At 37.7% G+C, this 22250-nt stretch carries 24 protein-coding genes; 13 read left to right on the top strand and 11 right to left on the bottom strand.

Going from position 1 to position 22250, the window contains the following annotated elements:
- Positions 1–132: 132 nt before the first annotated feature.
- Both BAQ48_RS20745 and BAQ48_RS20740 read right to left on the bottom strand, forming a co-directional pair.
- On the bottom strand, positions 133–609 hold the full coding sequence (locus tag BAQ48_RS20745) for a GyrI-like domain-containing protein (protein WP_071712659.1): 477 nt from the start codon (positions 607–609) through the stop codon (positions 133–135).
- Between the two features lie 120 nt (positions 610–729).
- Positions 730–1719, bottom strand: coding sequence for an NAD(P)/FAD-dependent oxidoreductase (locus tag BAQ48_RS20740; protein WP_071712658.1), 990 nt, complete (start codon positions 1717–1719; stop codon positions 730–732).
- A gap of 461 nt (positions 1720–2180) precedes the next feature.
- Between BAQ48_RS20740 and BAQ48_RS20735 the strand changes: the two genes are divergently transcribed.
- Complete coding sequence (locus tag BAQ48_RS20735; protein WP_071712699.1) at positions 2181–3389, top strand: NAD(P)/FAD-dependent oxidoreductase; 1209 nt, start codon at positions 2181–2183, stop codon at positions 3387–3389.
- Between the two features lie 331 nt (positions 3390–3720).
- Here BAQ48_RS20735 and BAQ48_RS20730 read toward each other — a convergent pair whose 3' ends face one another.
- On the bottom strand, positions 3721–4767 hold the full coding sequence (locus tag BAQ48_RS20730; protein WP_071712657.1) for an FUSC family protein: 1047 nt from the start codon (positions 4765–4767) through the stop codon (positions 3721–3723).
- A gap of 469 nt (positions 4768–5236) precedes the next feature.
- Here BAQ48_RS20730 and BAQ48_RS20725 point away from each other — a divergent pair, with 469 nt between their 5' ends.
- The 4 genes from BAQ48_RS20725 (at position 5237) to pepA (ending at position 8412) form a co-directional block, all read left to right on the top strand.
- Entirely contained in the window at positions 5237–5743 is a 507-nt protein-coding gene (locus BAQ48_RS20725) for an NUDIX hydrolase (RefSeq protein ID WP_071712656.1), read from the top strand.
- Positions 5740–6057, top strand: coding sequence for a YuiB family protein (locus tag BAQ48_RS20720; RefSeq protein ID WP_000027020.1), 318 nt, complete (start codon positions 5740–5742; stop codon positions 6055–6057). The genes BAQ48_RS20725 and BAQ48_RS20720 overlap by 4 nt, the downstream gene beginning before the upstream one ends.
- An 86-nt stretch (positions 6058–6143) precedes the next feature.
- Positions 6144–6770, top strand: a complete 627-nt coding sequence (locus tag BAQ48_RS20715) for a 3D domain-containing protein (RefSeq protein ID WP_071712655.1) — start codon at positions 6144–6146, stop codon at positions 6768–6770.
- Positions 6771–6927: 157 nt separating this feature from the next.
- Positions 6928–8412: a cytosol aminopeptidase gene (gene pepA / locus BAQ48_RS20710; protein ID WP_071712654.1), complete on the top strand. Its 1485-nt coding sequence runs from the start codon at positions 6928–6930 to the stop codon at positions 8410–8412.
- Positions 8413–8497: 85 nt separating this feature from the next.
- On the opposite strand, the gene cdaS is transcribed toward pepA, so the two are convergent.
- On the bottom strand, positions 8498–9103 hold the full coding sequence (gene cdaS / locus BAQ48_RS20705) for a sporulation-specific diadenylate cyclase CdaS (RefSeq protein WP_071712653.1): 606 nt from the start codon (positions 9101–9103) through the stop codon (positions 8498–8500).
- 143 nt (positions 9104–9246) lie between these two features.
- Between cdaS and BAQ48_RS20700 the strand changes: the two genes are divergently transcribed.
- Both BAQ48_RS20700 and galU read left to right on the top strand, forming a co-directional pair.
- A complete protein-coding gene (locus tag BAQ48_RS20700) occupies positions 9247–10971 on the top strand; it encodes a phospho-sugar mutase (protein ID WP_071712652.1) in 1725 nt (574 codons plus the stop codon).
- Positions 10972–11079: 108 nt separating this feature from the next.
- A complete protein-coding gene (galU, locus tag BAQ48_RS20695) occupies positions 11080–11967 on the top strand; it encodes a UTP--glucose-1-phosphate uridylyltransferase GalU (protein ID WP_071712651.1) in 888 nt (295 codons plus the stop codon).
- A gap of 41 nt (positions 11968–12008) precedes the next feature.
- Here the strand turns inward: galU and BAQ48_RS20690 are convergent, their stop codons facing one another.
- Together BAQ48_RS20690 and BAQ48_RS20685 are read right to left on the bottom strand one after the other, a co-directional pair.
- A complete protein-coding gene (locus BAQ48_RS20690; RefSeq protein ID WP_071712650.1) occupies positions 12009–12602 on the bottom strand; it encodes a biotin transporter BioY in 594 nt (197 codons plus the stop codon).
- Positions 12603–12652: 50 nt separating this feature from the next.
- Entirely contained in the window at positions 12653–13396 is a 744-nt protein-coding gene (locus BAQ48_RS20685; RefSeq protein ID WP_071712649.1) for a DUF3298 and DUF4163 domain-containing protein, read from the bottom strand.
- A 95-nt stretch (positions 13397–13491) separates the two neighbouring features.
- Here BAQ48_RS20685 and BAQ48_RS20680 point away from each other — a divergent pair, with 95 nt between their 5' ends.
- Positions 13492–13875 carry a hotdog fold thioesterase gene (locus BAQ48_RS20680; RefSeq protein ID WP_071712648.1) on the top strand — a complete coding sequence of 128 codons (384 nt, stop codon included), beginning with the start codon at positions 13492–13494 and terminating at the stop codon, positions 13873–13875.
- Between the two features lie 41 nt (positions 13876–13916).
- Here the strand turns inward: BAQ48_RS20680 and BAQ48_RS20675 are convergent, their stop codons facing one another.
- Both BAQ48_RS20675 and BAQ48_RS20670 read right to left on the bottom strand, forming a co-directional pair.
- Positions 13917–15293, bottom strand: coding sequence for a glycine--tRNA ligase (locus tag BAQ48_RS20675; RefSeq protein ID WP_016135917.1), 1377 nt, complete (start codon positions 15291–15293; stop codon positions 13917–13919).
- 348 nt (positions 15294–15641) lie between these two features.
- The gene (locus BAQ48_RS20670) at positions 15642–16355 is read right to left on the bottom strand and encodes a DNA alkylation repair protein (RefSeq protein WP_071712698.1); all 714 of its coding nucleotides are present in this window, start codon (positions 16353–16355) and stop codon (positions 15642–15644) included.
- Positions 16356–16473: 118 nt separating this feature from the next.
- On the opposite strand from BAQ48_RS20670, the gene BAQ48_RS20665 reads away from it, so the two are divergent.
- Positions 16474–16941 carry a hypothetical protein gene (locus tag BAQ48_RS20665; RefSeq protein ID WP_071712647.1) on the top strand — a complete coding sequence of 156 codons (468 nt, stop codon included), beginning with the start codon at positions 16474–16476 and terminating at the stop codon, positions 16939–16941.
- 55 nt (positions 16942–16996) lie between these two features.
- On the opposite strand, the gene BAQ48_RS20660 is transcribed toward BAQ48_RS20665, so the two are convergent.
- On the bottom strand, positions 16997–18322 hold the full coding sequence (locus BAQ48_RS20660) for an ArsB/NhaD family transporter (RefSeq protein ID WP_000545229.1): 1326 nt from the start codon (positions 18320–18322) through the stop codon (positions 16997–16999).
- Positions 18323–18611: 289 nt separating this feature from the next.
- Between BAQ48_RS20660 and kapD the strand changes: the two genes are divergently transcribed.
- Positions 18612–19235, top strand: coding sequence for a 3'-5' exonuclease KapD (kapD, locus tag BAQ48_RS20655; RefSeq protein ID WP_071712646.1), 624 nt, complete (start codon positions 18612–18614; stop codon positions 19233–19235).
- Positions 19236–19275: 40 nt separating this feature from the next.
- Here the strand turns inward: kapD and kapB are convergent, their stop codons facing one another.
- The gene (gene kapB, locus BAQ48_RS20650) at positions 19276–19659 is read right to left on the bottom strand and encodes a kinase-associated lipoprotein KapB (protein ID WP_071712645.1); all 384 of its coding nucleotides are present in this window, start codon (positions 19657–19659) and stop codon (positions 19276–19278) included.
- A 165-nt stretch (positions 19660–19824) separates the two neighbouring features.
- Here kapB and BAQ48_RS28025 point away from each other — a divergent pair, with 165 nt between their 5' ends.
- Positions 19825–20001: a hypothetical protein gene (locus tag BAQ48_RS28025; protein ID WP_000982763.1), complete on the top strand. Its 177-nt coding sequence runs from the start codon at positions 19825–19827 to the stop codon at positions 19999–20001.
- A gap of 68 nt (positions 20002–20069) precedes the next feature.
- Positions 20070–20609 carry a superoxide dismutase [Cu-Zn] gene (sodC, locus tag BAQ48_RS20640; protein WP_071712644.1) on the top strand — a complete coding sequence of 180 codons (540 nt, stop codon included), beginning with the start codon at positions 20070–20072 and terminating at the stop codon, positions 20607–20609.
- A 97-nt stretch (positions 20610–20706) separates the two neighbouring features.
- Here the strand turns inward: sodC and BAQ48_RS20635 are convergent, their stop codons facing one another.
- Positions 20707–21858 (bottom strand): MalY/PatB family protein, encoded by a 1152-nt coding sequence (locus BAQ48_RS20635; RefSeq protein ID WP_071712643.1) that lies wholly within the window; start codon positions 21856–21858, stop codon positions 20707–20709.
- Between the two features lie 117 nt (positions 21859–21975).
- Here BAQ48_RS20635 and BAQ48_RS20630 point away from each other — a divergent pair, with 117 nt between their 5' ends.
- Entirely contained in the window at positions 21976–22227 is a 252-nt protein-coding gene (locus BAQ48_RS20630; RefSeq protein ID WP_000537630.1) for a YugE family protein, read from the top strand.
- Positions 22228–22250: the final 23 nt, after the last annotated feature.

Raw genomic sequence — 22250 nt, 5'->3', positions numbered from 1 at the left:
CCCGAGTGGGTATAGTTTCACTTTATACAGTTTCTAATATTTCTATACTGCACTTTCTCATTGTAGACAATAATGTCGGATTTGCACAGTGGCTATTTAACGACAAAAAAAGACGCCGAAAGGGCATCTTTTTTAAACTAACGCAATATAAATATCTAATTGTACATTATTTGGATCTAACGCTCTTTCATCATAAAGCTCAAAGTCTGTTGTAAAAGCGCGTTTATTTTCTTTCGACCATTGCCAAATATATTCCCAAGCTTCGCAAACGACTTCAGCAACTGGCCCTTTTCTCGTTGTAAATACCGCGTATGTAGCAGCAGGTATTGTTAAAGATGTCATATTTTCAGGAACGCTTTCTAATGAAGAAACAGGCATACCGATTGTAAATTGATATGTACCAGTTTCATCTGATTCGTAATTTGAATAGAAAGCGAATGTTTCTTTCGTTTGTTGATTTGGAATGTGTTGCATCATTTGTTCTTGGAAGTAGCGATTCCAAAGTGCTGGAATTTCCCCCTCAGTAGATGCCTCTTTTTCATTTGTCGTCGTAATTGAAACACCAATTGCTTGGAAAGCTTCTTTCTTTACGATAATCGGTTCTTTCATTTTATAATCCCCCTATAAACGAAACGTATGTTCTTATTTATTGTAACATATTTTGGAAGAGGGAGATAGTATGATAAAAAGAACTCCTTTCATGTAAAAGGAGTTCTTTTTGTGTCTATATTAAAACATACTTGAGCTATGCATCGGTTGAAGTTTTGCATTTGGATCGAAGTAAGCTTTTGCATTGTTTACTGCTGTTGGTGCTTCGCCAAAGCCGCAAGCAATGAGTTTTACTTTTCCTTCATATGTACAAATGTCACCAGCAGCATAAATACCAGGAATATTTGTCTCCATTTTCGAGTTCACGAGAATGCTGTTTTTTTGAATATCTAAGCCCCAGTTTTTAATTGGACCAAGAGAAGAAACGAAGCCGTAGTTTACAATTACGTCATCCACATCAATGATAACTTTTTCTTCCGTTTTTACGTGTTGAAGAACGACTTGTTCAATGTTGTCATCCCCAATGAGTTCAACTGGAACATATGGTGTACTTACTTCTGCGCGAGAATTTATTAAATTTTCGACGCTATGTTCATGGGCACGGAATTTATCGCGGCGATGAACGATTGTAACTTTGTCAGCGATTGGTTCTAACATCATTGTCCAGTCTACCGCTGAGTCGCCGCCACCAAATACTACGACGCGCTTGCCAGCAAATTTATTCATATCATCAACAAAGTAATGTAAGTTTTTCTTTTCATACTTTGCTGTGCCTTCTAATTCTAAGCGGCGTGGTTGGAAAGCACCATTGCCAGCAGTAATAATGACTGATTTAGAATAGTGAGTTTGTTTATTCGTAACAAGCTTGAATATACCGTCAGCTTGTTTTTCAAGCGTATCAACAGCCTCTTCTAAGCAAACAGTTGGATCAAATTTCTTCATTTGCTCTTTTAAGTTATCAACTAACTCTTGTGCACGCACTTTTGGAAATCCAGCTACATCATAAATGTACTTTTCAGGGTAGAGTGCGGATAATTGTCCTCCAAGTTGAGGTAAGCTTTCAATGATTTTGACACTTGCTTGTCTCATACCGCCATAAAATGCTGTAAATAGTCCTGTTGGACCACCACCAATAATTGTTATGTCGTAAACTTTTTGATTTTCTGCCACTTTCATTCCCCCTATAGATGGAATTTTGATATTGATTTCATATATTGTTCATATGTACACGAAAATCCTGCAAATGATGACACTTTCAAATAAATGATAGCATATTTCAGTTCATAATACTTCTGAAAACGACTGAATTGTGTGTAAGTTTTCGCATAGATGTTTTTAACATTGTATAAAATATACAGAAAGGAAAATACATGAAAAAAAGGCTGAAAAACCCTTGAAAACGCTATGTTATTTTAAAATATTGATAATTCTCTAGGTGCTTGAATTCTGGAATAAAACCGACTAATATAGGGAAGTATTATGTTAAATTTCTATGACAAAATTCGTACGATTTTTTGACTGCGTTTTGTTACGATATAGAATGTGATAAATTCCACATTCTTGACAAATAGAGTTTTTAGTACTTGGTATTATTTTCATTACTATTATATAAAGAAAAGGGTTGTGATTTGGTGAAGACTCCAAAAATCGTAGTTTTAGGTGCAGGTTATGGCGGGATGATTACGACTGTTCGTCTGCAAAAAGCATTATCTGTAAATGAAGCTGAAATTACGTTAGTAAACAACAACAGCTATCACTACCAAGCAACTTGGTTACACGAGAGCGCAGCTGGTACATTACAAGATGAAAAAATCTGTCTAGATATTCAAGACGTTATCGATACAAATAAAGTGAACTTTGTACAAGATACAGTAGTAGAAATTAAAGCTGCTGAAAAACGCATTATCTTAAAAGACGGCGAGTTAGAGTATGACTACTTAGTAATCGGTCTTGGTTTCGAATCAGAAACATTCGGCATTACAGGACTAAAAGAGCATGCATTCTCAATTGCTAACATTAATGCAACTCGTCAAATTCGTGAGCACATGGAAGCTAGTTTCGCTAAATATGCGGATGAAAAGCGCGATGAGTTAGTAACAATCGTTGTTGGTGGTGCTGGATTTACTGGTATCGAGTACGTAGGTGAGCTTGCAAACCGTGTTCCTGAACTTTGCAAACAGTACAATGTACCACGTGAAAAAGCACGTATCATCTGTGTAGAAGCTGCTCCAACAGCACTTCCTGGTTTTGATCCAGCATTAGTAGAATATGCTGTAAAACAACTTGAGAAAAAAGGCGTAGAATTCCGCATCGGTACAGCAATTAAAGAAGGAACTGAAGAAGGTATTATCGTTGCAAACGGTGATGATACTGAATTAATTAAGTCTGAAACAGTAGTTTGGGCTGCAGGTGTTCGTGGTAATGGTATTGTGGAAGAGTCTGGCTTTGAAGCAATGCGCGGCCGCGTTAAAGTTGATGAGTACATGCACGCTCCAGGATACGAAGATGTATTCATGGTTGGTGACGCAGCGTTAATCATTAACGAGGAAATTAACCGTCCATACCCACCAACAGCACAAATTGCAATTCAACAAGGCTACAACATTGCACACAACTTAACTGTGTTAGTTCGTGGCAAAGGCGAAATGAAAAAATTCGCATTCGACAATAAAGGATCTGTATGTTCTTTAGGTCATGACGATGCAATGGGCGTTGTTATGGGTAAAAAGTTAACAGGTTGGAAAGCTTCTTTCATGAAGAAAGTTATCGATAACCGTTACCTATTCTTATTAGGTGGACCTTTATTAGTTCTTAAAAAAGGTAAATTGAAGTTATTTTAATATATAGTAGAAAAAGCAGAAACGGCTATGAGCTGTTTCTGCTTTTTTTGTATAATACACGTTTTTGATATAGGAATAAAAAATAATTGCGTTTCCGAAGAAAGGAAATGCAGATTCGGGAGGCTACTGTTTCGTTTTCTTCATACTTCCGTTCCATATAGTTTCTTTAGCAAATAATTGTCATTCATCAAATACAGAAATAGACATACAAAAACGCCATTCTTTCTTATGATCATACAGAAAGAATAGCGTATTTTTTCATTTTAGGGGATTTTGTTCAACTGGACAAAATGAGGGGAATATGAAAGCATCTTTCGCTAGATAACCATCTTTACAATGATTTTGCCATCGTTCTACTGAATATCAAGTTCACTGCAATCACGATGACTGCACCGATAAGGGTTGCAAATACACGGTCGAACAGAATGGTAAACTGGAACGGCTTGCCCGCTTCCATGATCAAAATAATGAGCGGAATCATGGTTGCAGAGTATACAAGGTAATTTCGAACCTTTAGAAGAGGTCGAACACCTGCGAATAGCCCGATACTTATAACTAATCCCCAAATTGGTAGACTAGTTGCGAGAAGCAAGCTCGCAACAATCACGCCGATTATTGTACCAAGCACTCGTTGTGTTGTTTTGATTGGAAAGAGTTCTATTTTCCGCTGAATAAGGATCGCCACGGTAATTGCAATCCAATAGAAGTGGTGCTCGGGCCAAAGTATTCGTAATCCCTCAGCTATAACTAGACATAATGCGAGCCTGATTGGGAATTGCCAACTGGATAGGTGTGCAAGAGAATCCCACCATATAATGATTTTTTTCGATGTTGGCCCTTTCATAGCTCCATCCAGCGATGATTTAAAACAACGGTGTACCCAGATACCTAGTACCAAGCTGATACTGACGGTCCAAATCGCTCCTGATAAGATTGAAAAAATTAGTGCCATCGGGTACTCCGTCTGGTCTAACATATTGAGGATGATGATCAGGAATATAACAAATCGTGTTGTTCCCACGGTCAAGGAACGACTATATCCGCCAATTAACGTAGCAAGGATTACCAGCAGAATCAAGACTCCGAATGTCAGGTAACCTTGTCCGAAAGAGAGACTAGCAGCAATTGCAGCGAGTGCTACTGATATGAGCGCTGACGCCAACTTTTCCCCGTGATTTATAAAACTCGAGCCGACTTTCACGCTACTGACTGCCAAACTTCCGACCGACGCAGCAAAACCAAGAGCGGGATAGCCGAGAAATGTGGCGAACAGAACAGGTCCGGCCATACCTATGCCAGCGGAAATGAGTTCTACTATTTCTACTTTGGACTCCTTAGACCAAGAAAACAGTTGAGCCCTATATGCTTTTACATTCATCTATAGCACCTCTTACGACCCAAAGAGTAGGGCACAGTTTAATAATAGGCTCTTTCTTTAATCCATGGACATGTGGTGATACTTATGTCCATCAGGCTGATATTTTGAAGTATCCCCAAAATGAAAATTTTATCCCGCATTAACGGGTAGTAAGACCCCCACCTCAAAATTCAGCGAAAGCAAAGAAGTTAGGTGGGGGTCGGGCTGCCCGTAAAAGCCCGATTGGTTCAACTAATAATCAGTGAGGGATGAACAAAACCCCCACTGATTAAAGTTTCACTTTATCTTTCCAGAGTTATTTATAATAATTGAGCTCATTTTTTTCGATATGGGGAAATGCCAATTTTTTTAAGTTGGTGGCAATGGGGCATTATTCTAAGAAAGGAAAAGTCACAGTGTACTTAAAAATATAGTATAATATATAAAAAAGAAAGAATATTCTGTTCTCTCTAGTGGAGGAGGTTGCATCATGGGGAAGCGCGGGAAAGTATGGTTAGCTGTTAGTGGCTTAGTAGCGACAAAAGATGGCAGGTGGCTATTCGTTAAGAAGAAATACAGTGGATTAAAGGGGAAATGGTCTTTGCCGGCTGGTTTTGTGAATGAAGGTGAGACGGTTGATGAAGCTGTGAAACGTGAAGTGTTAGAAGAGACAGGCATTGTCGCTCATGTGAAGGGCATCATTGGTGTTCGATCGGGCGTTATTCGTAATGAGATTAGTGATAATATGATTATTTTCCTTTTGGAGCCTGAAGGGGAAAATATTATTGTACAGGAGAAGGAATTGTCTGAAGTAGCGTTTTTACATCCAGAGACTATTGCGGACGATCCAAATACGTCTGTGCTTATTCAATATTTGCTAGAAGGACGATCAGAACTACATCTTGAAATGGACAAAACATTAAATCCAGGAGAGCAATTTGGTTATACGGCGTATCACGTGTTTACGGCGCATGCGAAGGAGAGGGAGAAGAAGTGAGTATACCGGTATTACTTATTTCAATGATGCTATTCTTTATTTTGTTTTTTGGAATTGGATTTTTACTCAACATGATATTGCGAGCTACATGGGTAATGGTTATTGTGTATCCGATTGTTTGTATGCTCATTATTAATAAAGCGAGTGTGTGGGATTATTTTTCAAAGCCAAAAGAAACATTTTCTTCATTTGGGACAAGTGTATCGCATTTAGGACAAGCAGATGTATTTATTTTATCTACGGGGTTAGTAGGGGCTGCTTTAGCGGGAATCGTCATTAAGAAACTTCGGAACAGTGGATATCAAATGTTTTAATCTCCAATTTACTTGGAGATTATTTTTTTGCATATTCCTTCATCGTATAGGGAATGATTAACGATGAAGGAGTGTGGAATATAAAAATGTTAAAACGATATTGTATTCGCATTATGATGACTTGTTTACTTGTATCCGCATTATGCGTAACATGGAATGCTTTCACAGGAGTTTCTTTATTAGAGATTGTAAAGAAATATGAGGGAACGAGTGCAAAAGAAGTACATGCAGCAGAAGTTAAAAAAAATGTTGCTCCGAGTAAAGAAGTGATAAATGCTTTAGAACAGGCAAATGACTGGTCTAAATATCGTACAATTGAAATGACGGCAACGGGTTATACTTCAGGAGTGGAGTCGACTGGTAAGAGTCCAGGGCATCCGGAGTATGGTATTACATATTCAGGTGTGAAAGCGAAACGGGATTTATATTCCACAATCGCAGCGGATTTACACGTATTTCCGATTGGAACGATTCTATTCGTGCCAGATTATGGGTATGGGGTTGTTGCTGATAAGGGCGGTGCTATAAAAGGAAACCGTCTTGATTTATACTATGATACGGTGAAAGATGTTTATAGCCAATGGGGTAAGAAAAAGGTAAATGTATATGTAGTGAAAATAGGAAATGGTAAGTTTACAGAAGAAGAGTTAACGATGTTAAATGAAGATGAAACGATGCAAGTGTTTCGAGGACAATATTTAAAGCAAAGATAGTCTAGTGGTAATAGCACTAGACTTTTTTAATTTCATAATAGATAAAATTGGATGAGCGTGGATGTTATATATGACATAACAGAATTTAGAATTGTCGCATTTTATCGAAAATAAAGTTATAATAAAGACAGAGTAGAGAAACTTAGGGGGTCTGAACATGTTTCAAGTACAAAAAGAATTAGCAGGTCATGAAGCGGTAATTGTTGCTTTATTTGAAGAAGATAAAACGAGTAGTTTTGTACAAGAGCTGGATAAAGCATTTGAAGGACAGTTACAAGTTTTATTAGAAGAAAAAGAACTTTCTACGAAGAAAAAGGTTATTTCAAAAGTACATAGTTTAGGGAAAACAAATGTGAAACGTTATTATTTTGTCGGTTTAGGTAAGAAGGAGTCTTACACGACAGAAACGTTACGTGCGGCTCTTGGTAAGGCGTTTAAAACACTGCATGCAGCAAAAGTACAAGATGCAGCGATCTTACTAGACTCTTTCGTAACAGAGAAATTGGATGCGATTGATGTAGCTCATATTGCAGCAGAAGTACAAGGTCTTGGTACATATGAATTACAAACGTATAAAACAGATAAAAAGGATCGTGTAGAGCTAGAGAAGTTCACGGCTATTACAGCGGAAGATGCACAAGAAATTGAAGCTGCATTAACAGTTGGCTACGTACATGGACGTGCAACAAATTCAGCTCGTACGCTTGTAAATATGCCGCCAAACGTATTAACAGCGACGAAACTTGCTGAGTACGCTGTTGAGTTAGCGGAAAAATATGATATGGATTATAAGGTTCTTGAGAAAGAAGAGATGGAAGAGCTTGGTATGGGTGCATTACTTGCAGTAAACCAAGGTTCTACTGAGCCACCGAAAATGATTGCTCTTATTTATAAAGGTAAAGAAGAGTGGACAGATGTAATTGGATTCGTTGGAAAAGGAATTACATACGATACAGGTGGTTATTCTTTAAAACCGCGTGAAGGCATGGTAGGTATGAAAGGTGATATGGGCGGTGCAGCTTCTGTTTTAGGCGCGATGGAGATCATTGGAGAACTTCGCCCAGAGCAAAACGTGATTGCTGTTATTCCTTCAACTGATAACGTTGTAAGTGGTACAGCATTTAAGCCAGACGATGTGATTACATCTATGAGCGGAAAAACAATTGAAGTATTAAATACAGATGCAGAAGGTCGCTTAGCGTTAGCTGACGGTATTACGTACGCGAAAAAACTTGGTGCAAACTACCTTATTGATGTTGCAACATTAACAGGTGGTGTAATTGTTGCACTTGGAAATCATACGACAGGCGCAATGACAAATAATGAAGAACTATTTGAACAAGTGTTAGAAGCTTCAATGGAAACAGATGAGCCAATTTGGCAATTACCGATTTTTGACCGTGATAAAGAACGTGTGAGAAATAGTAAATTTGCTGATTTAAATAACTCACCGGGCCGTGAAGGACATGCAGTGATGGCGGGTACATTCCTAGGTGAATTTGCAGAAGATACACCGTGGGTACACTTAGATATCGCTGGAACATCTGAAACAACAGGTGCGCATGATTTAGGACCAGCCGGTGCAACAGGTGCAATGGTACGTACACTAGCAACACTTGTTGAACGTTTTGGAGAAGAATAATTTTTGGAAGAAAAGGCTGTCTCAAATGTTTGAGACAGCCTTTTCTTTTTTGTATAAATGGATTTATTCTACAATTTCATTCGTCTTATAAAGAAATCGTATATAAGGTCCCATTTAAAGCAAATGAAGTGCGACCTGTTTCTTCAGAGACAACTAATATAAGTGCATCGCTTTGTTCTGATAAGCCAATTGCAGCTCTATGACGTGTTCCTAGCTCAGAATCAACCTCGGTACTTTTCGTTAATGGAAGAATATTAGCTGCTGAGACAATATGATTATTTTTAACGAGAACGGCTCCGTCATGAAGCGGGTTACCTGGATAAAAAATGGATTCGAGCAATGGTGCGGTTAAATGAGCGTTTAACGTTGTTCCAGTTTGAATACAAGATTCAAGTGTCTCGTTTCGTTGCACAACAATAAGAGCACCATGTTTCCGGGCGCTTAAATGTTGGACAGCTGTTGTAATGAATTGTGAGCTTTCCGTATAAGGTGATAAATAAGCTTGAATATAGTATGTAGCTGCCAATGTTTGTACATTTGCTAACATATGATGAATATCTTCCATTTTGCACAAAATACATTCATCTTCTTTATCAATGGCATTCCTCATAATTGATAATTCTTTCTCGGCAATTTCAATCATTTGCTTTGTTTGTATTTTGAGCTCTTCTGATAAGCCCCATTCCTGCATAATCCTCATTCCCTTTGGTGGAGTATTTAAGCATAGTGTATACAAATATTCCTAGTAAAATCCTGTTAGATTTTAAAAAATATTGAGATACAGGTTGTTTTTTTCATATAATAAAGGTAAGACAAATGAGAGGAGATAGAAGAATGAATTGGAAACAAGAGTTTAGTCGCTGGCTTTCATATGCAGAGTTAGATGCAGAATTAAAAGAACAGCTAGAAAACATGAAACAAGATGAGAAGAAAATTGAAGACAGCTTTTATAAAAATCTAGAGTTTGGTACAGGTGGTATGCGTGGTGAACTTGGTGCTGGGACGAACCGTTTAAATGTATATACAGTTCGTAAAGCAACACAAGGATTAGCGAAGTTTATTGAAAAATTAGGTGAAGAAGCGAAGAAGCGCGGTGTTGTTGTAGCGTATGATTCTCGTCATAAATCACCTGAGTTTGCAATGGAAGTAGCTGCTACACTTGGTGCACATGGTATTACAACATATGTGTTTGAAAGCTTACGTCCAACGCCAGTGCTTTCTTTCGCAGTTCGTTATTTACATACAGTGAGTGGAATCGTTCTTACGGCAAGTCATAATCCGCCTGAATATAATGGATATAAAGTGTACGGTGAAGATGGTGGGCAGTTGCCTCCAAAAGAAGCTGATGAATTAATTAGCTACGTAGACGCAGTAGAAGATGAATTAACAGTTGAGGTTGCAGATGTGGAGCAATTAAAAGCTGACGGTTTATTACATATTATTGGACAAGAAGTAGATGATGCATATGCTGCAGAATTGAACAATGTCATTATTAATAAAGAAATGGTACAAAATGTTGGGAAAGACTTAAAAATCGTCTTTACACCATTACACGGAACATCAAATATTTCTGTACGCCGTGGTTTAGAAGAAGTTGGATTTACAGATGTAACAGTAGTAAAAGAGCAAGAGTTACCAGATCCGAACTTCTCTACAGTAAAATCACCAAACCCAGAAGAACATGCTGCTTTTGAGTATGCGATTCGTGACGGTGAAAAAATTGGAGCTGATGTGTTAATCGCAACGGATCCTGACGCAGACCGTCTTGGTGTAGCTGTTCGTAATCATGATGGTGAGTTCCAAGTATTAACTGGAAACCAAACAGGTGCATTAATGCTTGATTACTTATTGTCTCAAAAGAAAGAAAACGGAACACTTCCAGAGAACGGTGTTGTATTAAAAACAATCGTAACTTCTGAAATTGGCCGTACAATTGCAAAAGCATACGGTTTAGACACAGTTGATACGTTAACTGGATTTAAATTTATCGGTGAGAAAATTAAACAGTATGAAGAAAGCGGACAATATGAATTCCAATTCGGTTATGAGGAAAGCTATGGTTATTTAATCCGCCCATTCTGCCGTGATAAAGATGCAGTACAATCTGTTCTATTTGCATGTGAAGTAGCTGCATACTACAAATCACAAGGCAAAACGTTATACGATGGTCTATTAGAAGTATTTGAGAAGTACGGTTTCTTCCGTGAAGATCTTGTATCATTAACGTTAAAAGGAAAAGACGGAGCGGAACAAATTCAAAAGATGATGGCAACATTCCGTGAAAATCCTCCGAAGGAAGTAGCTGGCTTAACAGTCGTAGCAGTTGAAGATTATAAAGCAAGCATCGTTACATCTTTACAAGATGGACATAAAGAAGAGATTCACTTACCGAAATCAAATGTGTTAAAATATCAATTAGAGGACGGTTCTTGGTTCTGCTTACGTCCATCTGGAACAGAACCGAAGATCAAGTTCTACTTTGGTGTACAAGATAATTCTTTACAAAATAGTGAACAAAAGTTACTTACTATTAAAGAAGATATTATGAATCGTTTATAATATAAAGTAATTTTAAGTAGTAGGGAGCAAAAGGGAGCGAAATCTCCCTTTTGTTCTATGTAAGGAAATAATCGTTATTGATTCTGACAGAAGAGAGGGTATTTTGTGATGAAAAAAGTAAGAAAAGCCATAATCCCAGCAGCTGGATTAGGAACACGTTTTTTACCAGCAACAAAAGCAATGCCAAAAGAAATGTTGCCGATAGTAGATAAACCAACTATCCAATACATCGTAGAAGAAGCAATACAATCAGGAATCGAAGATATTATTATCGTTACTGGTAAAACTAAGCGCTCTATTGAAGATCATTTTGATAATGCATTTGAGTTAGAGCAAAACTTATTAGAAAAGAAAAAGTATGAGTTACTTGAAAAAGTACAGGCTTCTTCAAAAATGGTAGACATTCATTATATTCGTCAAAAAGAACCAAGAGGATTAGGACACGCTGTTTGGTGTGCACGTAAATTCATCGGTGATGAGCCATTTGCTGTTTTACTAGGTGATGATATCGTTCAAGCTGAAAAACCATGTTTACGTCAATTAATCGAAGAATATGATAAAACGCTTTCTTCTGTTATTGGTGTACAAACGGTTCCAGAAGATGAAACACACCGTTACGGAATTATTGATCCGTTAGAGCAAGAAGGACGTCGTTACCAAGTTCGCAATTTCGTTGAGAAACCAGCAGCAGGTACAGCACCTTCAAACTTAGCAATTATGGGACGTTATGTTTTAACGCCTGAAATTTTCATGTTCTTAGAACAGCAAAATGTCGGCGCTGGCGGTGAAATTCAGTTAACAGATGCAATCCAAAACTTAAATGAAATTCAACGTGTATTTGCTTACGATTTCGAAGGAAAACGCTACGACGTAGGTGAAAAGTTAGGATTCGTTCAAACGACAATTGAAATGGCCCTGCAACACCCAGAATTACGTGGTGACATGGTTACAATGATGCAGAGAATTTTAGCAGAACATACGAATCAAGAGTCTTAATATAAAAAAGGAGTTGTTCCTACTGGAACAACTCCTTTTTCTTATGAAATCGTTGAATGAGAATGCTGATAAGCAGAACGACGTACAGCGTAGTATATGCGAGGTGCGATAATAGCACCGATAATTGTAAAGACAATATCTTTTACTGCAAACCACATCATAATCATCCAAGCAGCTTTATAGCTCATATTACCGCCCATGAAGAGATTGACCGCTCCGTACATGTAAGTAGTACCGATAATATAAGTTAAAATAATTCCTGTGAAAGAGGCAATCGCAAATGTACGGAATGTTGGTCTTTCTTTTTGTTCTACTAATTTTCCAGATACGTAAGCAACAATAATAAATGCGATAATAAAACCACCAGTAGGGTCTAAAAGTGCCCCGAATCCAGCTTTGAAGTTAGCGAAGATTGGTGCGCCGGCTACGCCAACGAGCATATATACCGTCATTGATAATGCCCCAAGTCTACTTCCAAGAAGAAGTCCTGCTAAAATCGCGAAAAATGGTTGCATAGATAATGGGACGCCCGCTACTTGTAAGAATGGTGCCCAAGATACAATGTTTGCACCGATGGCCATAAGAGCAACGAACATGGCAGCTAATGCTAAATCTAAAACGTGAAATCTTCTCATAATGTTAACCTCCTGTTGTTTTTAGGTTAACATTATCGTAGCGAAACTATTTACTTGTTGTCAATTAAAATATTTTGATAAGAAGGTTTCAAATAGTCTCTTAGCAACGTATATGGAATACGAAATTGTGGAATTCCACTTGAATAAGGAGCAATCTCATATAAAGGGAAATAAATGACGAGATTGTCCGGTTCTAAAAAGAAGTGGAATTTTTTCGTACTCATTACCTTTTCAGTTGCATCAGGAAAATAAATGCTTTCATTTCGTTTAATTTGTCTTACAATCTCTGCACGAACTACTTCTTTGTATTTATCCTCTTGCTGAAATAAATCGTCTAAGTGTAGTAATTTTTTTTCGTTTAAATCAAATGTGTTTGCTTTCCACGTATAAAGACCGTGTGCTCCGCCTGTATATTGATAGTAATTCACATATAAGCTGAGAAAAGGTGGTTTATTTAAAGAAACTTTATAGTCAACATTTGCTACGTATGGATGAAATGGAGTACTAGACCCTTCTGTTTCTTTATAATATTTTTTGGCGTCTTTTTCTAATTTGCTTTTAAACTTATCTGTAGATTTTTTGTAATAGAAATTGAGCTTCTGTTGAAATTTAGAGTCGGAAAAGTTGTGAAAGGAAGGTCTGTTAATTTGATATTCTATATAAGGTTTCTTACCTTTTTGCGTGACAGTCTTCACATCGATTGTCAGGTTGGATGCTTTGGCTGCTAGTGTACAATTTGGTACAATAGTCAGCAAGGAGAACATGAGCAGTAGTATACAGAATTTCTGTTTCATTTAGGTGAAACCTCCTTATATAAGTGTTATAGGTAGTTTGAAAACAAATAGGTAAAATTATACATTCAATTAAAACGAGAGAAGGGGGAAACGAGATGGCAAAAACTTTAATGGATTCGCTTGGGATTGAGTTGTTAGAGATGACAGAAGATAAGGTGGTTGCTACGATGCCTGTTGATGGGCGGACGCATCAGCCGTTTGGATTTTTACACGGGGGTGCATCTGTTGCATTAGCGGAAACAGTGGCTAGTGTCGGTTCATACAATTTAATTGATCAAGAGAAATGTATTTGTTTCGGTTTAGAAATTAATGCAAATCATATTCGTTCAAAGCAAGATGGAATTGTAACAGCAATCGGGACACCAATACATAGAGGGAATTCAACGATGGTTTGGGATATTCGTATCATTGATGAAAATGATGACTTATTATGTATTTCAAGATGTACAGTAGCAATTAAAGAAAAACGTGAAAAATAAAAAAGAGGCTGCTCAGGTAGAGCGGCCTCTTTTTCTTATAATTAGAACTGGATTTTCTTCTCTAAGAAACCTTTTAGTTCGCTAATTGGCATACGAACTTGTTCCATTGTGTCACGGTCACGTACTGTAACAGCTTTGTCTTCAACTGAGTCGAAGTCGTATGTGATACAGAATGGAGTACCGATTTCGTCTTGACGACGGTAACGTTTACCGATAGAACCAGTCTCGTCAAAGTCTACCATGAAGTCTTTAGCTAATTCAGCGAATACTTCTGTAGCACCTTCAGATAGCTTTTTAGATAATGGTAAGATTGCTGCTTTATATGGTGCTAAAGCAGGGTGGAAACGAAGAACTGTACGAGAGTCGTTCTCTAATTGCTCTTCTTCATATGCATCACATAAGAATGCTAATGTTACACGATCTGCACCTAAAGATGGCTCGATGCAGTATGGTACGTAACGCTCATTCGTTTGTGGATCGATATAGTTAAAGTCTTCGTTAGAGTGTTCCATGTGACGTTTTAAATCGAAGTCTGTACGAGATGCTACGCCCCAAAGTTCGCCCCAACCGAATGGGAATTTGAACTCAATATCAGTTGTTGCATTACTGTAGTGAGATAATTCTTCTTCACCGTGGTCACGAAGACGCATGCTTTCTTCGTGCATACCAAGTGAAAGTAACCAGTTCTTACAAGTTTCACGCCAGAATGCGAACCACTCTAAATCTTCACCAGGCTTACAGAAGAATTCAAGTTCCATCTGTTCGAATTCACGTGTACGGAATGTGAAGTTACCAGGCGTGATTTCGTTACGGAAACTCTTACCGATTTGGCCAATACCAAATGGAAGTTTTTTACGCATAGAGCGTTGTACGTTTTTAAAGTTTACGAAAATACCTTGTGCTGTTTCAGGACGAAGGAAGATTTCGTTTGTGCTAGACTCTGTAACACCTTGGAATGTTTTGAACATTAAGTTGAACTGACGAATTTCAGTGAATTCTTCGCTACCGCAATCAGGACATTTTACTTCATGTTCTTTCATTAAGTCAGCCATTTGGTCGAAAGTAAGACCATCAACAACCATTTCGATGCCTTTTGCATCTAATGCATCTTCAATTAATTTGTCAGCGCGGTGACGAGCTTTACATTTTTTACAGTCGATCATTGGATCGTTGAAGTTACCAACGTGACCAGAAGCGATCCAAGTTTTTGGGTTCATTAAAATAGCTGCGTCTAAACCAACGTTGTATGGAGATTCTTGAATGAATTTTTTCCACCAAGCTTTTTTAACGTTATTTTTTAATTCGATTCCAAGTGGACCGTAATCCCAAGTGTTTGCAAGACCACCGTAAATTTCAGAACCAGGGAAAACAAAACCGCGATGTTTCGCTAAGTTTACTACTTGTTCCATTGAATACATAAGAAAATCCTCCTTTTGAAAGTTAACGTATTGGCGATGACGTGCTCAGATAACTTGTGAAACGCGCAGTATATGCTTTGAAAAACATAAAAAAACGCTCATCCCAAGGCTTAATTGCCTAGGGACGAGCGTTTGCCCGCGGTTCCACCCTAGTTGATACACAAAAGGGTGCATCCACTTTATCACGTATTGCTCGAGACTGCCGTTTCCTTGCGGCTTCAGGCTTTCACTATCCCTGAATCGCTTTTTGTGCAAGTACTTATAAGTCCGTCATCGCTACTTATATTAATAATAATGAACATATTCTAACACGTTCTTTTTTAAATCTCAATAGAGGAACGCGTCTATCTATGATAGAGTCTCGCCTATTTTTTCATTATCTATTCCATAATTTTGTTTAATGTGCTTAATTGCTTCACGTTTACTGAGCGGGGCAAGCTCGTTATTTTGCACGTATTCCCAAACGACATCTGGATTTGTTTTTGCGTATTCACGAAGGACCCAGCCAATCGCTTTTTGAATGAAAAATTCTTTTGAAGAATGGAGTTGTCCAATAATCCAAAAAAGAAGTTCTTCATCCATTTTTTCTTTATATTTCAGTTGGAATAAAATAGCGGTGCGTTGTAACCATATGTTGTCGGATGCAATCCATTTTGGAATATAGGCAGAAATTAATTCTGGATGTTTTAAAAAGATACCACCTAAAAATGTAGGGACGATGCTATCAACAGAATCCCACCAAGACTTCGTGACAATGAGCTCTTCTAAGAAGGGGATATGAGTTTCGTTTATATGCTTTTTATATTTTTGCATAATATCAAGAGCGGCTGCTTGAAATTCACGCTCTGGTAAGTCCCAAAGTTCATGTATGATAATTTGGAAGTCTTTTTTATCTGGGAGAGTATGGATTTGAATGACGTCTTTTAATAATTGTCTTCTCTCGGGAGTTTGAATACCGAGAAACGGGAAGTGATTTTTCATATAACGTGCCATCGGTTCTGCTTTTTCAGGATTTTGATGAGCTGTAAAATGTTCTTGTAATGCTTGTACAAATGGATGCATAAGTGTTTTCTCCTCTCTCATTATCTTGCTCCTATCATTATACAGAGAGTTTGGTTAATTTTTAAAACATAACTTGCAGTGTAATGAAATATGTTGAAAGTAGAGAGGAGAGGATAAGATGGAAGATCAAGGCGTACTAGCAGGTTTCTTTGCTCTTAGTTTTGCGTTTATTCTTGTTATATTAATTTGGGCAATTATTTCGTATTTGTTAACGGCTTTTGCACTGTATACGATGGCGAAAAATGATGGTGCAACGGATGGTGTTCTTGCTTTTATTCCTTTTGTAAATAGTAAGATATGGGGCGACTTAGCGAAAGACAAATTACCCGATTTCTTGAAAGAAGAAGCAGGATGGAAAGTATTCGGCATATATGTCGCATGTTTCATTTTTAATTTCGTACCAATTCTATATTTAATAGCAACAGCTGTATCGATTGTGTTGTCCATTTATCTCATCTACGCTATTTTAGACAGGTACGGAACGAACTCTATATTATTTACGATTATTCATACCATCACATTTTCAGTGTTCTTGCCGATTCATTTGTTCATTATTCGAAATGAGCCGGTGAGGTATAAGGAGTAGTATATATAATATTTGAGACAGAAAAAGCGCCCTGAAAGCAGGGCGCTTTTTTCTACTACATAAGGTAGCGTAAATAAATATAAATATGAGAAATGATTAAAGAAACGATCATAATTGGGAAACCGACTTTTAGGAATTCCATGTAGCTAAATCTATGTCCCTCGCGATTTGCGATTCCAGCTACAATTACGTTAGCGGAAGCGCCGATTAATGTTCCGTTTCCACCTAGACAAGCTCCTAATGCTAATGCCCACCATAATACATCGATTTGTGCGTCAGAAGGTGATAAACCGAGCCCAACTGCCATATCGTTAATAAGCGGGATCATTGTTGCAACGAATGGAATGTTATCGATTGTTGCAGAGGCGATACCAGATACCCATAAAATAAGGATTGATGCTTGAGAAATATCTCCGCCTGTTATACCAATTACTTTTTGAGCAAGTGTTTTGATTAGGCCGATATCAATAAGTCCTCCAACGAGCACGAATAGCCCTGCGAAGAAGAAGATTGTTACCCACTCTACGCTTGCGAATACTTCTTCGATTTCATGTTCTTTCACACCGATTAACATAAGGACAGTAGCACCAGTTAAGGCGATGATAGCTGCATCAACGTGGAAAATGGAATGAGTCATGAAACCTACAATCGTAAGTCCAAGTACTGTTAAAGATTTTTTCATTAATACGGGATCTTTAATGTATTGTTTTTCATCTAAGCTCATTAACTTTTTAACTTGTACAGGATCAGCAATTAATTGTTTGCGGTACATGAAGTAAAGTATTGTTGCTGTCACACCAATAATAATAATTACGATTGGTGCTAAGTTTAGCAAGAACGCATTGAAGTCTAAATGCTTATTTGCAGAACCAATCATAATGTTAGGTGGATCACCAATTAAAGTTGCTGTTCCTCCAATGTTTGAAAAAATAATTTCCGAAAGTAAATATGGAACAGGATTTACTTGCAGTATGCGCGTAATAGATAAAGTAACTGGAACAACAAGAAGTACAGTTGTAACGTTATCTAAAAATGCGGAGCCAAGCGCGGTAAGTAAGGAAAGTGAAATTAAAATTTTAATTGGATCTCCTTGTGCACCTTTTGCTGCTTTAATGGCAACGTATTGGAAAACACCGGATTTACTTGTAATGTTCACCAAAATCATCATACCGATGAGTAGTGTAATTGTCCCCCATTCGATATGTTTCGTAAAGGCGTTGTGTAAATCAACGACTCCCACAATTACCATGAGTGCTGCACCAAGAAGTGCGATGACAGCGCGATTAATTTTTTCAGAAATAATAATGGCATATGTAATTAAAAAGACTGCGATAGCAAAATAATACTGCCAGTTTGCGAGCTCTTGCGTTGTTTCGTGCAAAACTCTCATCTCCTTTCATTCACTTTTCTTAGTGTGTCAAAAATTAACTAGATGAAACACACATACCGTCATTATAAAGTAGGAAAATGGCGGATGTAAATGAAAGGGGGTATTTTGTCATATTTTCTGCATAGGTCATTTTTTCTTATTTTTAAAAATATTTGTGGGCATTTGACATATATATAAGATACATCCAATCTGAATATTTAAAATAGAATTGGCATTCGAGCTTGTTCGTGTAAGAGTATCAAATAGAAAGGAATGATAAAAATGATAAGGAAGGGATCGTATGGATGAACAACGATTTTTATTTTTGGATTTTGAGTTTACGATGCCCCAGCACAGAAAAAAACCAAAAGGATTTTTCCCGGAGATTATTGAGGTAGGGCTCGTTTCAGTTGTTGGCTGTAAGGTTGAAGACACGTATTCAGCTCATGTTAGGCCGAAGACTTTTCCTTCTTTAACGGATCGATGTAAGAAATTTTTAGGGATTAAACAAGAAGTAGTAGATAAAGGAATTTCGTTTCCAGAACTTGTTGAAAAACTTGCAGAATATGAAAAGAGATGTAAACCGACCATTGTTACGTGGGGAAATATGGATATGAAAGTGTTGAAGCATAATTGCGAAATGGCGGGAGTACCTTTTCCATTCTTCGGACAATGTCGTGATTTATCACTTGAGTATAAGAAGTTTTTTGGAGAAAGGAATCAAACAGGGTTGTGGAAGGCAATTGAGGCATATGGAAAAGTAGGGACAGGAAAGCATCATTGTGCGCTTGATGATGCGATGACGACATATAATATTTTTAAATTAGTAGAAAAAGATAAAGAGTATTTAGTGAAACCGGCACCTCCAACATTAGGGGAACTCGTTGATTTTTCAAAAGTGTTAAAGAAAGTGAGTACACAGTAACGACCAAATTGCACAGTATGTAATTTGGTCGTTTTGTTTTTTAAAGTTTGTAATCTTGTTTCAATTGCGCTAGTGTTTCAAGACTACGTGCTGCAAAAGGTGAATCATCTTCAGAAAATGAATTCATTTGAGTTTCTAATGCTAACTTTAGTGATTCTGTATAATCGGGGATTTCTCCGTCATATTTTTTCACTATTTGTGCTGGAATGTTCGTTTGTTCACGAAAAGCTAAAGCACGTCTTTCATGGAAAAATGGTACGTCTGCTTGTTTTACGTTATGTAGATCACCTTGCACTGGATGCTTCACAACAGCTAATACTTTTACAACGTAACTACCAGGACGGCTATTTGTAATTTCGCCGATGTATTTTCCTGTTTTATAAATACCAGTAACGATTTCACCAATTTCAAATGTTTCTCTCATATTTTTCACCTCAAGTTTATAGTAAGGAAAGTGTGAGAAGGAGTCAAAGAAATCATTCGTTTTCGGAACGCCCCTTGAGAATATGACGGGCTTCAATTATAATTTAAGATTATAAAACAGAAAATTCTGATGTTTTTACAAATCCTTTGATAAGGGGTGTTCCATATGATGCCTTTATATTTTCCAGAAGATAAGACAGAATATATTATTCCAGGGATCGTTTGCGTGCTATTTATTATCGGTGCGGTTGCGACGTGGCGCATGTTTATTCGCGTTTCCAAACGAGAAGCGGAGCGATTACAAAAAGTAGAAGAAAAACTTTTAGCTGAAAAGAAACAGTAATGCATTTTTGTATGTTTCCCTCTATGCTCGGACAATCTAAGGGCAGAATGTATTTTGGAGGGAATAGAATGAAAAGACGGCTTTTTTTCAGTTGTTGTTTATTATTTCTGATGGCAGGTTGTGACCAAGGAAAGCCGAAAGAAATTGACGTGAAATTACATAATGCTTCAGGAGATGAAGTGGCAACTGCAAAAGTAGCTCAGCAAACAAGCGGAGTGAAAATTACGATTAAAGGAGAAGGTTTCGCGCCGGGTCCGCATGGCATACATGTACACGAAATTGGAGAGTGTAAAGCACCAAGTTTCGAATCAGCTGGGAATCATTTTAATCCAGATGATAAAAAGCATGGGCTTCTCAATTCGAAGGGACCGGAAAATGGAGATTTACCGAATGTAATTGCAGACAGTTCAGGAAAGATTAAAGCGGAAATCGATGCACCGCATATAACGCTTGAAGAAGGAAAAACGACGATCCATAGAAAAGATGGCGCGTCTATTATTATTACAGAAAATCCAGATGATGGCATGACGCAACCAACAGGTAAATCAGGTGATCGAATTGCTTGTGGTGTAATTGTGAAAAAAGCATCGGATATGAAGAAGAAGTAGAAGCTACCTTTCACGGTAGCTTTTTTGTTAAACGTCGATAGTAGCAACTATAAATAAAAGGAGGTTGCCTTAACAAATGGGGCAGCCTCCTTTGCTATTATGAAAATGTATGGCGCAGTCTGTTTAAAATTTCCTCCAAAACAGACCTTGGACAACCGATGTTAATTCGAATGTGTTCTTCTCCGCCTAATCCGTACTTCTCGCCAGGTTCAACTATTAGTTTTCCTTTTTCCTCAAGTAATGTGGTGCGCTCATGTTGAGAAAGGTTTAGGCGAGAGCAATCAATCCATAATAAAAAGCTACCTTCTGGCTTTGTAACAGAAAGGGTAGGTATGTGCGTTTCAATGTATTCACATGCAAAACGAGCATTCTCTTCTACATATAAACGGATTTCACTTAACCAATCATTACATTCTGTATAGGCGCTTTGCATCGCGGTATAAGCAAATGTATTTAGCCCATGGAACCCTTGGCGATATTGAATAGACATAAAGGTGTTGCGTAGTGTTTCATTCGGAATAATAATGATAGATGCTTGTAATCCAGCTATATTGAACGTTTTGCTTGGAGCCATGCAAGTAATGGTGCGTGCTGCTAATTCTTCAGATAAAGAAGCAAATGGTGTATGTGTACGATCTCCGTAAATAATATCGGCATGAATTTCATCAGAGATAACAATTACATTATATTTTGTACATAACGTTCCAAGCTTCGTTAGTTCGTCTTTCGTCCAAACGCGTCCGATAGGATTGTGAGGACTACAAAGAAGCAGGAGTTTGATCCCTTGTTGAAATTGTTTTTCTAAATGGTCGAAGTCTATCATATATGCGCCATCTTGTTTATATAATGGACTCACGCATAATTGTCTGTTGTTTGTTGTAACCATTTCGAAAAATGGTGGATAAATAGGTGGTTGTACAAGAATGGATTCGTTTTCTTTTGTGAAAGCTTGTATGCTCGTACTCAGAGCTGGAACGATCCCTGCACTAAAGACAATCCATTCTTTTTGAATATCCCAGTTGTATTGTTTCTTTGCCCAATTACAAATAATATCCCCAATAGTTTCAGGTGGAAGTGTATAGCCGAAAATAGGATGCTCGATACGTTTCTTTAAAGCGGATTGAATGGGTTTTGGTACTTCAAAATCCATATCAGCAATCCAAGCGTGAAGAAGTTCTTCATTTTTGTAGGTATCCCATTTTGTACTATGTGTTCCACGTCGATTTACTGTTTTATGAAATAGTTGCATAAGTTTGCCCCCTTCTTCTGTAAAACCGTTGAGTTATGAAAGTTCTCTCTCTTCTTATAGAATAGCTGATGTGATAGGATAAAGAAAAGCATTAAAAAGTGAAAAGGCGGGAAGCGAATGGGTACATATGAAAAGATGATAGAGGTTGTGAAGAATTGGGATCCGTTTCAAATGGGACCGGAGTTTTATGAAACAGAGGCGAGCGATGTTTTGAACGTCGTAAGCGTGTTTGACGATCCAAAATACATCGCAAAGAAGATTCAACATATATACTTTATGTCTTTTGAGGAAGTGCCTGCGCTTGAAAAATGTGAGAAGTTAGCTGTGGAGTTACTTGTAATAAAAGAAGGCGGAAGTTGTTCATTATAGGCTGTCGGAATTTCCGACAGCCC

Origin of the sequence: Bacillus luti (assembly GCF_001884105.1) — a bacterium.
GTDB classification, from domain to species: Bacteria; Bacillota; Bacilli; order Bacillales; family Bacillaceae_G; genus Bacillus_A; species Bacillus_A luti.
This window is presented reverse-complemented; position numbering and strand designations above follow the sequence as displayed.

Coding starts and splice junctions, on each gene's coding strand:
- pepA (WP_071712654.1), top strand. CDS start 6,928: ATGTTTCAAGTACAAAAAGAATTAGCAGGTCATGAAGCGGTAATTGTT.
- sodC (WP_071712644.1), top strand. CDS start 20,070: ATGAAAAGACGGCTTTTTTTCAGTTGTTGTTTATTATTTCTGATGGCA.
- BAQ48_RS20685 (WP_071712649.1), bottom strand. CDS start 13,396: ATGAAACAGAAATTCTGTATACTACTGCTCATGTTCTCCTTGCTGACT.
- BAQ48_RS20675 (WP_016135917.1), bottom strand. CDS start 15,293: ATGTATTCAATGGAACAAGTAGTAAACTTAGCGAAACATCGCGGTTTT.
- BAQ48_RS20690 (WP_071712650.1), bottom strand. CDS start 12,602: ATGAGAAGATTTCACGTTTTAGATTTAGCATTAGCTGCCATGTTCGTT.
- BAQ48_RS20680 (WP_071712648.1), top strand. CDS start 13,492: ATGGCAAAAACTTTAATGGATTCGCTTGGGATTGAGTTGTTAGAGATG.
- cdaS (WP_071712653.1), bottom strand. CDS start 9,103: ATGCAGGAATGGGGCTTATCAGAAGAGCTCAAAATACAAACAAAGCAA.
- BAQ48_RS20715 (WP_071712655.1), top strand. CDS start 6,144: ATGTTAAAACGATATTGTATTCGCATTATGATGACTTGTTTACTTGTA.
- BAQ48_RS20635 (WP_071712643.1), bottom strand. CDS start 21,858: ATGCAACTATTTCATAAAACAGTAAATCGACGTGGAACACATAGTACA.
- BAQ48_RS20700 (WP_071712652.1), top strand. CDS start 9,247: ATGAATTGGAAACAAGAGTTTAGTCGCTGGCTTTCATATGCAGAGTTA.
- BAQ48_RS20745 (WP_071712659.1), bottom strand. CDS start 609: ATGAAAGAACCGATTATCGTAAAGAAAGAAGCTTTCCAAGCAATTGGT.
- kapB (WP_071712645.1), bottom strand. CDS start 19,659: ATGAGAGAAACATTTGAAATTGGTGAAATCGTTACTGGTATTTATAAA.
- BAQ48_RS28025 (WP_000982763.1), top strand. CDS start 19,825: ATGATGCCTTTATATTTTCCAGAAGATAAGACAGAATATATTATTCCA.
- BAQ48_RS20670 (WP_071712698.1), bottom strand. CDS start 16,355: ATGCATCCATTTGTACAAGCATTACAAGAACATTTTACAGCTCATCAA.
- BAQ48_RS20665 (WP_071712647.1), top strand. CDS start 16,474: ATGGAAGATCAAGGCGTACTAGCAGGTTTCTTTGCTCTTAGTTTTGCG.
- kapD (WP_071712646.1), top strand. CDS start 18,612: ATGGATGAACAACGATTTTTATTTTTGGATTTTGAGTTTACGATGCCC.
- BAQ48_RS20630 (WP_000537630.1), top strand. CDS start 21,976: ATGGGTACATATGAAAAGATGATAGAGGTTGTGAAGAATTGGGATCCG.
- BAQ48_RS20725 (WP_071712656.1), top strand. CDS start 5,237: ATGGGGAAGCGCGGGAAAGTATGGTTAGCTGTTAGTGGCTTAGTAGCG.
- BAQ48_RS20730 (WP_071712657.1), bottom strand. CDS start 4,767: ATGAATGTAAAAGCATATAGGGCTCAACTGTTTTCTTGGTCTAAGGAG.
- galU (WP_071712651.1), top strand. CDS start 11,080: ATGAAAAAAGTAAGAAAAGCCATAATCCCAGCAGCTGGATTAGGAACA.